This window comes from Microcystis sp. M144S2, assembly GCF_020246065.1.
In the GTDB taxonomy this organism is placed as follows: Bacteria; Cyanobacteriota; Cyanobacteriia; order Cyanobacteriales; family Microcystaceae; genus Microcystis; species Microcystis ichthyoblabe_A.
The window spans coordinates 31552-46667 of record NZ_JADBTR010000046.1; the positions used below are offsets into that span (position 1 = coordinate 31552).

The 15116-nt window shown below is 43.8% G+C and carries 14 protein-coding genes; 7 read left to right on the forward strand and 7 right to left on the reverse strand.

Annotation, left to right across the window (positions count from 1 at the left end):
• The first annotated feature begins 153 nt into the window (after nt 1–153).
• Together trmFO and IM462_RS06250 are read left to right on the forward strand one after the other, a co-directional pair.
• The gene (trmFO, locus tag IM462_RS06245; protein ID WP_287699836.1) at nt 154–1491 is read left to right on the forward strand and encodes an FADH(2)-oxidizing methylenetetrahydrofolate--tRNA-(uracil(54)-C(5))-methyltransferase TrmFO; all 1338 of its coding nucleotides are present in this window, start codon (nt 154–156) and stop codon (nt 1489–1491) included.
• A gap of 61 nt (nt 1492–1552) precedes the next feature.
• Nucleotides 1553–2050, forward strand: a complete 498-nt coding sequence (locus tag IM462_RS06250) for a 2TM domain-containing protein (RefSeq protein WP_061433123.1) — start codon at nt 1553–1555, stop codon at nt 2048–2050.
• A gap of 333 nt (nt 2051–2383) precedes the next feature.
• Here IM462_RS06250 and mutS read toward each other — a convergent pair whose 3' ends face one another.
• Nucleotides 2384–5032, reverse strand: coding sequence for a DNA mismatch repair protein MutS (mutS, locus tag IM462_RS06255; RefSeq protein WP_287699835.1), 2649 nt, complete (start codon nt 5030–5032; stop codon nt 2384–2386).
• 336 nt (nt 5033–5368) lie between these two features.
• Nucleotides 5369–6115: a metallophosphoesterase family protein gene (locus IM462_RS06260; RefSeq protein WP_287699834.1), complete on the reverse strand. Its 747-nt coding sequence runs from the start codon at nt 6113–6115 to the stop codon at nt 5369–5371.
• 260 nt (nt 6116–6375) lie between these two features.
• Here IM462_RS06260 and hemF point away from each other — a divergent pair, with 260 nt between their 5' ends.
• From hemF to IM462_RS06275, 3 genes are all read left to right on the forward strand, one after another.
• Nucleotides 6376–7398 (forward strand): oxygen-dependent coproporphyrinogen oxidase, encoded by a 1023-nt coding sequence (gene hemF / locus IM462_RS06265; RefSeq protein WP_287699833.1) that lies wholly within the window; start codon nt 6376–6378, stop codon nt 7396–7398.
• Nucleotides 7399–7573: 175 nt separating this feature from the next.
• Nucleotides 7574–8548, forward strand: a complete 975-nt coding sequence (gene tilS / locus IM462_RS06270) for a tRNA lysidine(34) synthetase TilS (protein WP_287699832.1) — start codon at nt 7574–7576, stop codon at nt 8546–8548.
• A gap of 86 nt (nt 8549–8634) precedes the next feature.
• On the forward strand, nt 8635–10935 hold the full coding sequence (locus IM462_RS06275) for an ATP-dependent helicase (protein WP_287699831.1): 2301 nt from the start codon (nt 8635–8637) through the stop codon (nt 10933–10935).
• Here IM462_RS06275 and IM462_RS06280 read toward each other — a convergent pair.
• Nucleotides 10900–11139: a DUF6737 family protein gene (locus IM462_RS06280; RefSeq protein WP_016514583.1), complete on the reverse strand. Its 240-nt coding sequence runs from the start codon at nt 11137–11139 to the stop codon at nt 10900–10902. The genes IM462_RS06275 and IM462_RS06280 overlap by 36 nt on opposite strands.
• Before the next feature lie 126 nt (nt 11140–11265).
• Here IM462_RS06280 and IM462_RS06285 point away from each other — a divergent pair, with 126 nt between their 5' ends.
• Nucleotides 11266–11832, forward strand: a complete 567-nt coding sequence (locus IM462_RS06285; protein ID WP_287699830.1) for a hypothetical protein — start codon at nt 11266–11268, stop codon at nt 11830–11832.
• A gap of 34 nt (nt 11833–11866) precedes the next feature.
• Here IM462_RS06285 and IM462_RS06290 read toward each other — a convergent pair whose 3' ends face one another.
• The 3 genes from IM462_RS06290 to IM462_RS06300 form a co-directional block, all read right to left on the reverse strand.
• Nucleotides 11867–12748 carry a 4-hydroxybenzoate solanesyltransferase gene (locus tag IM462_RS06290; RefSeq protein WP_287699829.1) on the reverse strand — a complete coding sequence of 294 codons (882 nt, stop codon included), beginning with the start codon at nt 12746–12748 and terminating at the stop codon, nt 11867–11869.
• A 190-nt stretch (nt 12749–12938) separates the two neighbouring features.
• A complete protein-coding gene (locus IM462_RS06295) occupies nt 12939–13436 on the reverse strand; it encodes a DUF427 domain-containing protein (RefSeq protein ID WP_004163102.1) in 498 nt (165 codons plus the stop codon).
• 264 nt (nt 13437–13700) lie between these two features.
• Nucleotides 13701–14216, reverse strand: coding sequence for a DUF1499 domain-containing protein (locus IM462_RS06300; RefSeq protein WP_287699828.1), 516 nt, complete (start codon nt 14214–14216; stop codon nt 13701–13703).
• Nucleotides 14217–14286: 70 nt separating this feature from the next.
• Here IM462_RS06300 and IM462_RS06305 point away from each other — a divergent pair, with 70 nt between their 5' ends.
• On the forward strand, nt 14287–14490 hold the full coding sequence (locus tag IM462_RS06305; RefSeq protein ID WP_002791803.1) for a ssl0294 family protein: 204 nt from the start codon (nt 14287–14289) through the stop codon (nt 14488–14490).
• A gap of 72 nt (nt 14491–14562) precedes the next feature.
• Here IM462_RS06305 and IM462_RS06310 read toward each other — a convergent pair whose 3' ends face one another.
• Complete coding sequence (locus IM462_RS06310; protein ID WP_287699827.1) at nt 14563–15027, reverse strand: SRPBCC family protein; 465 nt, start codon at nt 15025–15027, stop codon at nt 14563–14565.
• Nucleotides 15028–15116: the final 89 nt, after the last annotated feature.

The window sequence follows — 15116 nt, forward strand, 5'->3', positions numbered from 1 at the left end:
GATAAAATATAATATTCCATCCCTTTCTTATATTATAACCTGAGTTTGTGATCGGCCCAAATCTTCATGCGATCGCGTTCAGCCCAGCCCTATTTTTTTGGTGACTCGGAACTGACGCTAAAATAGTCCTACTCTAGCCATTTTCTCCCAACTATGATCGATCGCCCTATTCATGTAATTGGTGGAGGATTAGCGGGGACTGAGGCGGCGTGGCAGATAGCCCAAGCAGGTATTCCCGTGACCCTGTACGAAATGCGCCCAATTCGCTCTAGTCCCGCCCACCATAGCCAATTTTTAGCCGAATTAGTCTGTAGTAACTCCTTTGGTGCCATGGCAGTGGATCGCGCCACCGGGTTACTCCATGAAGAATTACGACGCTTAAATTCTCTAGTTATTGCCCAGGCCGATCAGCACAGTGTCCCCGCAGGAGGGGCTTTAGCGGTTGATCGGGGGGTCTTTAGTCGAAATTTGACGGAAATCTTGGCTAACCACCCTCTAGTCACCTTAAAACGTCAGGAGATCACGGAAATTCCCCGGGATGGTATCGTCGTTTTAACCACTGGACCGTTAACCAGTGCTGCTTTAGCCGCAGATTTGCAAAATTTTGCCGGTCTGGACTATCTGAGCTTTTTTGATGCCGCTAGTCCGATTATTCTGGGGGAATCGATTGATCGATCGATCGCTTTTCTGGCCTCCCGTTACGATAAAGGTGAGGCCGCCTATCTCAATTGTCCTATGGATCGGGAACAATACCTGCATTTCTGGCAAGAGTTAAAACAGGCAGAACAAGCAGAATTAAAGGATTTTGAGCGAGAAAATGCCAAATTTTTCGAGGCTTGTCTGCCAATCGAAGAATTAGCCAGTCGGGGAGAAGATACCATGCGTTTTGGTCCCCTGAAACCGGTGGGATTAGCGGATCCCAGATATCCAGATCAACGTCCCTACGCAGTTATACAGTTGCGAATGGAAGATAAAGCGGGCCAATTGTGGAATATGGTGGGATTTCAAACTAATTTAAAATGGGGTGAACAAACACGGGTTTTCCGTCTGATTCCGGGGTTAGAAAAGGCCGAATTTGTCCGCATGGGGGTGATGCACAAAAACACCTTTATCAATTCTCCCCAGTTATTATCCTCCAGTCTCCAGTTTAAATCGCGACCGACGCTATTAGCGGCAGGACAGTTAATCGGCACGGAAGGCTATACGGCTGCGGCTGCTGGGGGATGGTTAGCGGGAACTAATGCCGCTCGTTTAGCTTTAGGATTAGAAACGGTGACATTGCCAACCACAACGATGATGGGGTCATTATTTGAGTTTATCAGCAGTGCCGAACCGAAACATTTTCAACCGATGCCGCCAAATTTTGGCATTTTGCCGAATTTTACCAGAAAAATCCGCAATAAACGGGAACGTTACGGTCAATATGCCGATCGCTCTTTGCAGGATTTAGAAGCATGGTTGAATCAGCTAAAAACTCCCTGTCTCGTCTAACTGTCAATCGCTAAATCGATCGCCCATAATAGAGAAGGAACCTATTTCTTTCTCTATCGCTATGCCAAACCCCGATTTTTTCCCTCCCCAATCCTACAGTCAAGAGGATGTGCAGGAAATTCTCTATTTGGCTATCTCCCGTCAAGGGGATAAGGGAGAAATTACCCGTCAACAGTTGTTAGAAATTGCCGACGATTTAGCTATTGAAGTTAAAGACTTAGAAGCGGCGGAAAAGGACTGGCAAGAGTCAAAAATGGTCAGTTATAAACGGCAAGAATTCGATCGCTTTCGTCGCGAGGAGCTAAAAAATAAAACCGTTCGCTATCTGATTATTAATAGTTTTTTTATTATCATTAATTTAATTAGTGCTGGAACAATTTCTTGGGCAATTTATATCTTTTTGCTGATGGGTTTACCTCTTTCTCTCTCGGCTTGGAAAACTTTCCAAAATCAAGGAATTGCCTACGAAGAGGCATTTAAACGCTGGAAAATTAAGGAGGAAATGAAAGAGTCTTTTACCAATCTTTGGACACAAGTTAAAAAGTTTTTACAGTTTTAATACTGTTGAAAAAGGAAGATTTTTAAGGGGAAAACTCTCTTCTAAAATCGGGCGTTACTTTCGATTTTTTCCCTCAATCCAAGCTTTTGGGGGGTTCTACCCCCCAAACCCCCCGTTGGGGGCGTGGCGCGGCCACTGAGCCTGTCGAAGTGCCGCCCCCAAACCCCCCGCGCATTAGTTTTTCGGTGGGATGCTTACACGCGATTGTTCATATATTTGTACCAGTTTAAGAGTCACTGATAATTGCTGATTATCGGTGTTTCTGCAAATGTGAAATGCAGCCTTTTTGTGAACCACAGAGACACAAAGGACACAAAGTTGAGTTTTCCACGACTACTTACTGTCATCAAAAATATCTAACTGCTGCAGAGAGGGGGAATTATCCGACTTAACCGGTTTAATTTTCTTAATTCCCTGACGCAAACCGATGGCAATTTTACTATGTTTTTCGATTTGACCCATCACCTGCATGGCACGATCGATCACAGAAGCTGGTAAACCGGCTAATCTTCCCGCTTCGATACCATAGGATTTATCTGCGCCTCCCGGTCGTACTTGGTGCAAAAATACTATCTCATGGGGTAATTCTTTGACCGTTACCTGATAATTAGCCACATTCTCTAAAATTGAAGCTAATTCGTTCAGTTCGTGGTAGTGAGTGGCGAAAATCGTCCGCGATTGCAGTACCGTGGCTAAATACTCCGCTACAGACCAAGCTATGGATAAACCGTCAAAAGTGGCTGTCCCCCGGCCAATTTCGTCTAATAATACTAATGATCTGTCTGTGGCGTGATTGAGAATATTGGCGGTTTCGTTCATTTCCACCATAAAGGTGGATTGGCCAGTAGCGAGGTCATCCACAGCCCCCACCCGGGTGAAAATGCGATCGCAGATGGAGATTTTGGCCGACTTTGCCGGGACAAAACTGCCGGTTTGGGCTAACAATTGAATTAATCCCACCTGTCGCAGATAACAACTTTTGCCACTAGCATTGGGACCGGTGAGAATAATCAAGTCGGGGTATTCTAAACCTTCCTGATTGCCCAAATTAATCGAATTCGGCACAAAAAAGCCGGCCCCAAGGGATTGTTCCACCACGGGATGACGACCATCTTTAATATCGATAAGACGACCATCGGCGATTTCTGGGCGACAATATCCCTGATAAACGGCGATTTCTGCCAATCCGGCCAACACATCTAAAGCGGCGACTTTTGTGGCTACTTCCCGGATTTCTGGGGAAAATTCGGCCACTTGACGGCGTAAATCGCTAAAAATCTCGTATTCTAATTTATTTAATTCATCTACTGCCGTCAGAATTATATTTTCTTTCTCCTTTAACTCGGTGGTGATATAACGTTCCTCATTGACTAAAGTTTGCTTACGCACATAATCTTTTGGGGCGAAATCGGCTTTACTGCGGGGTAAACTGATATAATAACCGAAAGTTTTGTTATAATTAACCTTAAGATTACTAATACCCGTTCTTTCTTTTTCTGTCGTCTCTAGATTCTTAAACCAATCGATTACTTCCTGATAGTCGCGCCGCAGGGCATCCAATTGGGCATCAATTCCCTCACGAATCACCCCCCCTTCCTTCAGATGCAGCGGAGGAGATTCCACCAGATGCGCTATCACCTGCTGGCCTAATTTTTCTAAATCGGCGGGAATTTGCTGTAAAGCTTTCAAATAGGGCGAATTTCCCGAAGCAACCAAAGCCGCTAAATCGGCTAATTTGACTAAAGATGCCGCTAGGGAAAGTAAATCGCGGGCGTTAGCCGTTCCTGCGCCAACACGACCGCTTAAACGTTCTATATCGTAGATTTCCCTTAATTTTTGCCGAATATCTTGGCGCAAGGAGGGATTATCCTTTAACTCTTGGATAGTATCCTGACGAGCGCGAATACCGCGAGAATCTAAGAGAGGTTGCAGTAACCAACGACGTAAAGCGCGACTACCCATGGCTGTACAGGTACGATCGATCGCCCATAATAGAGAACCATAGAAGCTACCATCGCGCACCGTTTGGGTAATTTCAAGGTTACGACGGGTTTGCCCATCTAAAATCAAAAATTCGGAGATAGAGTAGGTTTTTAAAGGTTGTAGGGGGACTTGATTGGCTTTTTGGGTATCTTCAATGTATTCTAATAAGCCCCCAGCTGCGCGAATAGCGAGGGGTAAATGTTCGCAGCCCATCCCCTCTAGGGAACGCATTTTATAGGTGATTAGGAGACGATTTTTCGCCTCTGTGAGAGTAAAGATATTTTGGGGACGGAGAGAATAACAAAAACTATCGGGTAAACAGGGGGGGAGATGGTCGGATTTTTCCCCGGGGCGCAAAATACGGTTTAAATCGGGGGCATTGATGGGAAAAAGGATTTCCGAGGGCTGTAAACGGCTTAATTCTAGGCTTAAAGCCGTTAAATCGCTGGCTTGGGTGGTGTAGAATTCTCCGGTGGAGATGTCTGCATAGGCTAATCCCCAATTTTCTCCGGTAATCACCACAGCAGCTAGAAAATTATTCTTTTTTGCGTTTAACATTCCCTCATCGGTGAGGGTTCCGGGGGTGAGCAGTTTGGTGATAGCGCGTTCTACGAGTCGTTTTTCGGCGGCTGCTTCCGTTGAATCCTCTACCTGGTCACAAATCGCCACTGCATAGCCTTTTTCCACCAATAAACGACTATAGCGCTCTAGGGCGTGGTGGGGAACTCCGGTCATGGCGACTCTCCCAATACCTTTACCCCCTTCCTTGCTGGTGAGAACTAATTCCAATTCTCTGGAGATAATCACCGCATCCTGAAAGAAACACTCGAAAAAATCGCCCACACGATAGAGTAAAAGAGCATTGGGATAGGTTTCTTTTACCTCCACATAATGCTGGTACATGGGGGTGAGTTTATCGCGATCGAGTCCGCGATAATCACGATGGGGATCTTTATTGGTAGCCAGTGGTTCTAAGGGAAAATCCGAGGGGAGAGTCATGGGTGAAGGAAAGCTGGAGAATTCTTTATTCAATTTAAGTAGGTAGGCGTTAAAAATTATCAGATGCCCCCCTTATTAAGGGGGGACTCAGGGGGGATCTCCCCGCCTATCGGCACCCCCCTTATCAAGGGGGGCAGGGGGGATCGAACTTAAAATCCATTTTTAATTTAATTATAACCAGCTACTTACCGCTCTTGAGAACCTACGATCAAAGAATCCCAATAGCCTAAGCTGCTGGTTCCTGTTATCCAACCCAGAATTAACATCTGAGCTATCTGGGTGGATTTGATATCATTCCCTGTCCGAGAATTATATTTTTGTTAATAACAGTTATTTTTAAGGGGTGGGCTGCACTCTTTTAGTATAGACTTCGGCAGGATTAATTGAGGTGGTTATATCTTCTAAATCAAATTTTCGCAAGGTTTTATCTTTGGTATTGACCTGATAAACCAAACGATTAGTGATATCTAATCCAGTTAACCAATTACTGTGGGGATGATAGGCTCCCGTGTCGATATCTAACCAACCGGCACCGGCGACTAATTGCCCCGGACTTACCTCCGGAAAAGTAAAAGTAATCGTGTGGCCAGTGATAATTAATTTATCACTAAAAAAAGGTTCTGGCATACTGTGGAATTCATCGCGGATCCAACAAAAATGAGTGGCATCTTGTTCTTCGAGGGGTAAATGGGGATAAACCCCAGCATGAACCAGCCAAATATCGCCTAAATCGAGGTAAAGAGGCAAGGTTTTCAGCCAATCGATGTGATCTTGCGGTATTTTGTGGTTATAGCTCACGAGAGTGGCATGACCGCCACTATAAAGCCAAGCCGGCAACATTTCCCCCATCATTCTTTGGCTGCCCAACACTTCTAGCAGCATCTGTTCATGATTGCCCAATAGACAACGATAGCGGTGTTGACGGACAAATTCAACCACTTGGGCGCTATTGGGACCACGATCAATTAAATCGCCCAAGAAATAAACTGGTTCCTTTTCTTGAGGCGCGATTGCCTCCATTAGCTGCAAAAGAGCATCGTATTGACCGTGAACGTCACCGATGATGATTCGACGGGAGGACATGGTGGTAGAAGTTGGGTATCTGTGTTATTGTCCCCGGAGCGGGACTAATTCTAATATGCCCAGTTGAGAATTAAAAATTAACATTGATTTAGGGATTAGGGAAATGGGGGAATGGGGGAATGCAACTAAAACCCTAAAACCCTAAAACCCTAACCGCCCAACACCTAACCAGTCTAAATGTTAAGTTAAGTATCGAAGAGCGTCCGTTTCATCACCCAGTAGTAATATAATCACTGAGTTATCAACTTTGATCCTTGAGTATGACTGCATTCACCACAACCCCCACCCTTGCCAATTTGCCGGCCAGTGACAGCCGTAGCCGCGTCAGTGAATTTATGAAATCCCTACAGGATGAAATTTGTCGGGGATTAGAAGAAGTGGATGGACAAGCAAAATTTATCGAAGATAGTTGGCAACGGCCCGAAGGTGGCGGCGGACGTTCGCGAGTTTTGCGGGAAGGGGCAATTTTTGAACAAGCAGGGGTGAATTTTTCGGAAGTTTGGGGGAAAGAATTACCTCCTAGCATTGCTAAACAACGGCCCGAGGCTGCCGGTCATCAATTTTATGCCACGGGAACCTCGATGGTTTTACATCCTCGCAATCCTTATATTCCCACGGTTCACCTCAATTATCGCTATTTTGAAGCAGGTCCAGTTTGGTGGTTTGGCGGTGGTGCCGATTTAACTCCCTACTATGGGTTTGAAGAAGATGCTAGTCATTTTCATCGCACTTTTAAACAGGTTTGCGACCAACATCATCCTGAATATTATCCCGTTTTTAAACGCTGGTGTGATGAATATTTTTATCTCAATCATCGTCAGGAAGCCAGAGGCATCGGCGGGATTTTCTTTGATTACCAAGACGGTTTAGACCCCCTCTATCGTGGTCCTTTTGCCGAAAGTGATGCCGCTATCTATTCAGAAAAATTATCTCCCCAACAACCCCGCAACTGGGAAGAAATTTTTAGTTTCATTAATGACTGTGGCCGAGCTTTTCTACCCGCTTACGTTCCCATTGTCCAGAAACGGCACTCGACGGAATACGGTGACAGAGAACGTCAGTTTCAACTCTATCGTCGCGGTCGTTATGTAGAATTTAATTTAGTTTATGATCGTGGCACAATTTTTGGGCTGCAAACTAACGGTCGTACCGAGTCGATTTTGATGTCTTTACCTCCTTTAGTCCGTTGGGAATACTGTTATCAACCTGCACCCAACACCCCAGAAGCAAAACTCTATGATGTCTTCCTAAAACCCCAAGATTGGGTTAATTGGCCAGGTTAAATCAGTTATCAGTTATCAGTTATCAGTTATCAGTTATCAGTTATCAGTTATCAGTTATCAGTTATCAGTTATCAGTTATCAGTTATCAGTTATCAGTTATCAGTTATCAGTTATCAGTTATCAGTTCACTGAAAATACTTCCCACATCCTTGTCAAGTAAATAAATCTAAAAATTTTGGCTAATTTTTGGACACCTCTCCATACTCGTCTGGAAACCACAGTCAAAAAGGGACAATTATTACCTAAAAATGCGTCTCTGTTAGTGGCATTGTCGGCAGGTCAGGATTCCCTCTGTTTAGGTCAATTATTGCTGGATTTGCGCTCTCGTTGGGGTTGGCAACTAGCGATCGCTCATTGTGATCACCGTTGGTCTTACGACCGAGGATTAGTCACTCATGTGCGGAAAATCGCCGAAATTTGGCAATTACCTGTTTATATTACCACCGCACCCCCCATGGCGGAAACGGAAGCCAAGGCCCGACAATGGCGTTATCAAGCTTTACAAACAATCGCCCAAGAACAGGGTTTTAATTATCTTCTCACGGCACACACGAGAAGCGATCGAGCGGAAACTTTTCTTTATAATCTCACGCGCGGGGCCGGTAGTGATGGACTTTCTGCCTTAACTTGGTTGACAAGTTTAACCCCGGATATTTTTTTAGTCCGTCCCCTCTTAAATGTCACTCGCGGGGAAACTTTCGCTTTTTGTCAAAGTCGAGAATTACCGATCTGGTACGATCAAGCTAATGAGAATTTACGCTATGCTCGCAATCGCATCCGTCTGGAATTATTACCCTACCTGCAAACTAATTTAAATCCCCAAATCGAAAAACATCTCGCCCAAACTGCCGAAATTTTGGAAGCAGAAAGCGATTATTTAGATAGTATTGCCCGGGATATTTTTCGTCAGGTTATCGATCTAGATCAACAAAGACTCGATCGCTCCCCTTTACAAATTCTACCTCTAGCGATACAAAGACGAGTGATTCGTTTATTTTTGGCTCAATATTTACCCTCATCCCCTAATTTTGCCGAAGTTGAGTCAGTGGTTAATCTCATTACTGGTGTTAATCGCGATGCCACTTCCTCCTTAACCGGCAAAATTCGGGTAGAAGTACAACAAAATTGGCTATATATCAGTGATCAGTGATCAGTGATCAGTTATCAGATTACAGTTTTAAGTGGACAGTGTTAATAGTAATACAATTAAACTAAAAATAAAATTGGCGGGGCATAATGAGCGAAACTAAAGTAATTAATCGAGAAAATTTACTGGTAAATCTCCGGCAACAACTGCGTGCGGGACAACAGGAATTAGCCGATTGGCAAGGGGGAAAAATGGCCATTTCTGCGGTGCCGGGGGCAGGAAAATCCCACAGTTTGGCCGTAGCTGCCGCTATGGTTATTGCTCGTGAGCAACTTCATGCTAAAAAACAGTTAATTATTGTCACCTACACCCGCTCGGCTGCCGCTAGTATTAAAGCTAAAATTAAACAACGCTTGCAAGATTTACAACTTTCAGCCCAAGGGTTCAGCGTTCAAACTCTGCACGGACTGGCCCTACAATTGGCCCGTCGTTATCCGGAATTATCGGGATTAGACCTCGAATCTTCTACCTTAGTTATTCCGACTCCTAGCCACAGAATTATTAGAAACTCGGTGGAAAAATGGCTAATTGCCGACCCAATTCGTTATCAAAAGTTATTAGAAGGAGTGGAATTTGATGGGGAAGAAACAGAAAGATTACGCCGTCAATCGGTGCTGAGAACCGAAATTTTACCTAGTCTTGCCTATACGGCCATTCATGAGCTAAAAAGTTCGGGATTATCACCGCAGCAAGTTTGGGAATTAAGCCACTATACCGACGATAATTATCAAATTCTCGCTATTGCTAGTGGTTTGTACCAACAGTATGAAATCCTGATGCGTCAGAAAAACTATATAGATTATGATGACATGATTTTAGGAGCCTTGCGGGTATTAGAGGAAGAAAAAATTCGCCGACAATGGCAAAAATCTGTCTTTGGAGTCTTTGAAGATGAGGCACAGGATTCTAGTCCTCTCCAAGAAAAACTAATTACTATTTTAGCAAAAAATAATGACGGGGAAATACCTAATTTAATTCGCGTCGGCGATCCCAATCAAGCCATTAATTCTACCTTTACCCCCGCCGATCCTGTTTACTTTAATTGGTTTTGTGAAAGTTGTCAAAACGAAGGCAATTTATCCACTATGAACCAAGCAGGTCGCAGCAATACTAAAATTATTGAAGCTGCTAATTTAGTTTTACAATGGGTCGATCGAGATTGGAAACAGGGAAAAGATAATCATAAAGTTACCGAGGCTCCTTTTCGGGTTCAAGCGATCCTTCCCGTCAGCGCCGAAGATCCCCAACCTAATCCAGTTAAGGAGGGAAAAGGATTAGAAATTTATCAACCCGATGACATTTATCAAACAGTAGAATTAATTGAAAAACGTCTAGTTAAATTACTTCAAGAAAACCCTCAACATAATGGGGCTATCCTCGTTAGAGAAAATCGACAAGGACACTTTTTTGCTCAAAAATTCGCCCATTTTTATAAAAGTTATCAAATCAGAATTTTTGAAGCTAATGAGATCGATCGCTTTTCCCAAATTCCCGCCGAAATGCTGAAACTATTGGCTTTTGTCGAACGTCCCCACTCTCCCGATTATCTCAAAGCGGCCTTAGAAGTGCTACAATTGAGGGGTTTAATTACTGCCCAAGACTTAAATCCTTTAGTTACCTATCCCGAACAGTTTCTCTATCCCACTCCCCTCGATCCCGAACTGAAATCTAACGAAAAAATTGCCCGTCGTTATTGCTGCAGTTTACTAAAAGCTAGATTAGAATTACCCCATTATCAACTCCTGTCTTTTTTCGCTATGACTCTCCAATATTCGGGGTCAGAATTAGCCACATTGCAAAAATTAACCGCCCGTATTTATCAGGAAACTGCTGGTAATAGTTCTCTCAAAAATACAATTAATACTCTTAATGAAATTATCGCCTCTGAGCGCTTTGAAGGAGTGGAAGAAGATAACGACGATTGTTATACTCGTCCCGCACAACTGACGATTATTACTATGCACAAAGCCAAGGGTTTAGACTGGGATTATGTTTTTATTCCCTTTCTTCATGAAGATATTATTCCTGGCAAACCTTGGGTACCCAATGGGGCGAAATTTTTGGGAGATTTTACCCTCGCAGAAGTGGCACGAGCGCAAATTCGAGCAGCGGTTCATCAACGCTATTTAAACCCCGACAGCATACCAATTATTCCCCCACCTTTAAGCGCTTGGTTAGAAGCTGGACAACTTAAAAAAGCTGAAGAATACCGACTTTTGTATGTAGCGATGACGCGAGCAAAAAGACTTTTATGGATGTCGAGTGAAAAAAAAGCTCCTTTTCGTTGGAACACTTTTCGCGGAGATGAAAGTAGTCAATTACAGGATAAAAATCCCTGTCCTGTCTTTCCTGTTTTAATCAATGCTTTCCCCGATTCTTTCTGTGTTTAACTGTTGCTGCAGCGTCCGCGGATAAAGAATTAGGAAGACAAACCACCACAGGAGTATGGGAATAGATAGGAGTAGGGTTAACCAGAGACGCTGAGTTAAAAACCAACACCCAGCAATCAGGGTAATTCCTGTCAACAAAATCGACCAAGGTTGACACCAACGGGGTTTGTGATCCCAAACGCTACTAGATTTCGAGTTAGACATTGGTTAAGGGGCGGTAATTTACTAACTTGATTTTATCGTACCTGACTATTCAGATCACTGCTACAATTTTGGTTAATTCTATCGATAGAGTTTCTTATCTCTAGACAAACTAAGCTAAATTTTCCTATGATTGATGTCTTTTATCCGATTCCCAAGCTGTTAGATACTATTCTGACGGAGATTTATGCCGAAAATCGCCGTAAACATGAAGAAAGAATGACCGAATTGCAAATAATCTCTAATTCTTCCCTTCGCGATGCCTACGCTCAACAGCTATTATTAGATCGATTTCTTGCTCCCGTGGAAAATGCTCAACATAGCATTCAAAATGCCGCTAAACACGCTCAGTACATGGCAGAAGTAGTTAATTATTATCATCATGACCATGGCTGTAGTCAAGAGCAAGCTCAAGAAATATCCCGTCAATTTCGGGCTTTAGCGGTTAAAATTTCTCAAATTGACTCTCTTTACGATTTAAAAATCATTTATCAAGTGGTTACTGTTTTCACCCAGCAATTATCAAGATTTAAACACCGAGAAAGAAATTATTCTTGGGAAAGGGAAATCAGAAAGGGTATTTTAGATCCCTTAAATACCTGCATTGCTGTGGAGAAAAATTTTCAAAGACGGGTAGCTTTGATGACTGGTGAACACCCATCAGCTACGGTAATGGGATTATTAGAGTCAGAATAGACAAACTGACTCTAGGGACATTCTTGGGGGAGTTTTAATACAAACTTCCCCCAATCATAGCCGCTAATAAAATAAAACCGACCCAAACATTTTGACCGAACATTTGACCATAAACTGGTTTAGGTAAATCCGATTGACGTAACAGCCGGTATTGACGCCACCAAGCGATCGCCGCTAGACCCAACCCTAGCCAAAAAAAGGCTGATAACTGCATTTTTTGCCCCTCCCAAGCCAATAAACCCACTGTTAGGGCAAAAAAGACCCCCACGGCTTCCGGAGCGTATTTGCCGAAAAATATGGCACTGGAGTTAATACCAACCTTGAGATCATCCTCTCGATCGGATAGAGCATAAATTGTATCAAATGCCAATGTCCAAAAAATCACCGCTCCCCATAATATAAATGTATTACTATCTAACGACCCGGTGACGGCACTCCAACAGATTAAAACCGCAAAACCCCAAGCGAGAGAAAGAACCAATTGGGGTACAGGAAAAAAACGCTTGGCGAGAGGATAGCAGATAATCAGGGGAACGGCGGCCACACATAGGCAAAAACTCAAGAAATTCAGATATAAAGCTAAAATTGCGGCGCAAAAGAAAGCAATCAGAGCGATAATCAAACCAACCTTGATCGATAAAGCTCTGGCCGCTAAAGGACGGTTACGAGTGCGATCGACCTGTGGATCTATATCCCGATCCCAAAGATCGTTAACCACACAGCCGGCGGCGCTAGTGGCCAAAGTTCCCAAAACGATCACCCCGATCAAGGGTAGCGGTGGCACCCCGTCTGCCGCCAAAAATACCGCCCATAAAGCGGGAATCATCAAAATTAACCTACCGGCGGGTTTATCCCAGCGCAAGAGGCGAATAATCGTCATCCAAGTGGGTTCTAGATCGGGTTGGGATATAGTCATAATTTCTCGTAAAAAGTAGAAACTAGGAGTTAAGGGGATGTGGGGTGTGGGGTGTGGGCTTCGGCCGTGAGCTCAGCCGAACGGGTGTGGGGTGTAGGGTGTGGGAAGAATAAATAAAAATAATCTCCTGACGACCGGCTCCTGACTCCACCAATAAACTTTTTCAGCAAACCCTACTTACTTAACGTGATTACCAGCCCCAACTATTGGGAACGCCTTTAAACGGACCAACCACATCGGAGGTTATCCATCCCCCGTAAAAGTTGCCCGGTTGCGGTTGTACTAATTCCCCATCGGCATAACAAGCGGTCATTTTGGCGGGATAAAAAGCCAGATAATTCTTAATTGCCTGAAACTCTGGTGTCGGGTCCGGATAATACCAAGCGGCGTTAATTGCCTGTTGATCCCCAACGGTGATATTGTAATATCCAGCTAGACCTTTCCACTCACAAAAAGACTTTTCTGCTGTGGCTTGCAGGTATTCCATTTTAATATCTTGGGGCGGTAGATAATAAACTGGAGGATGACTGGTTTCTAGAACTCGATAACTGCTTTTAGTATCGGCAATTATCACACCATTAAAGATAATTTTTAGGTGTTTAGGTGATAATTCTAGGCGCGGGGGACGAGGATAATCCCAGACGGATTCCTGTCCTGCTTTTGCTGGTATCGGTTGGGGACGAAACATAATTTTTCTTATATTATTCTCCGAGTCAGTATTCTCTGAGTCATTTCACCGTTTACTGATTACTGATTACTGATTGGGTGCATCTCCTATTGGTGACTTTCTCTGACATATAGGTGAGCAGCAGAAGTCATTTAAAGAGGGCGAATACAATTCGCCCCTACAATAATAATATTATCGCACCAATGGTAGGGGCGCATCGCGTGCGCCCAAATGTAGTATAGATATTTCTACAAAATTGAGATGCACCCGATTACTTTTCACTGTTTACTGATTACTGATCACTGAAAAGAGTTTTCTCAGGGTTTCCACTCGTTCTCGATTGACATTTAAATCCGATTCTCCTAACCGGGAGGCCGAGCGAACATCGATCGCATTTTTGCTAGGATTAAGAGAAAATTCCACATCATCGACAAATCCCATCCATTGACTGCTAAATTCGGCGTAGAGATAGTTACTATCTTGGTTAATAATTTTAGTTCTCGGTTGGGAGGCGATAATTTTAGCTAATTGCTCGATCGCTTTTTCACCGCTACCCTGATAACTAAGGGGTTCGATCGCATGAGCCTGATCCTGACTCTGACTACTAACACAATTAGGAGTGACCGGACAAGAGGCCAGTTTACCCTCCCTGACTCCCAAATAATCGGGACGATTACCGGCGAATAAACTAACGCTATCGGGAGAAATTAACCTAATTCCTAGCCAGATGAGCAGTATTCCCAGGAAAATAAACGGGGTTAGCCGGAAAGATTTTTTCACCGTGTCGGAAGTTTCAGTCATGCTAGTCTCACAGAATCACTTCAATTAACTTAACATTGATAGGTGTGACAATATCAGGAGATAGAATAAGATGTTTCTCGATGAATTACAACCCGTTGTTAAAGAACTGATTCAACAACCGATCGCTTTTTTCGGTGGTTTTGCCTCTGGATTACTGCGCTTGAAACTTTCGGACGATCCCCTCAAAAAATGGTTAGAAGAGCAGGGATTAGTCAGTTTTAAGGACAATAATCAGGATAACGGCAACAGTCCCCAGTCGATCTCGATCGATTAGGGATCGGGGGTTCGCTGTTGGGGGTGAGGGTATTCTTCCATACCCAACCCCCCCGCTTACCACCCCATCAGCTTAACTTTTGGCTGAAAGTAGATAAATTTCCTCGGCTACTCGTTTTAAGCGTCTTAATTGCGCTTCCATATCCTTTTTAGTCCATTTGGCGGCGAATTGCTGGAATCCCCACCCCACAACCGGATTAGGAATCGCAAACTCAAAACGATTGATTAAACAAGTGCCGTCATCATTGGGTTGACATTCCCAGCGATCGCATCCGCGAAAAAAGCCTTCAAATTGCCAGACAATTAACCCTGGTTCCCTCTCAATCACCGTACTTTTTAGCGTTGGCTGAATTAGGGGGATTTGAATCAAAAAACGACTTCTCCCACCGATATCGGTCTTCCAATCGCCGATAGGTTCACAAACTAACACCGGATTCAACCAACGACGCATTAACTCTAAATCCGTGATACAACGCTCCACCGTCGTGGCACTAGCTTTAATCTGAATTGATTGTTCAAATACTTGACAAGATGACATTGATCTGCTTATAAATTGCTGGCTGAGAATTATCGGTAGTCGGACAAAAATAAAGTTAACTGTGCAGACAAGGCAACAGTAAGGGTTTC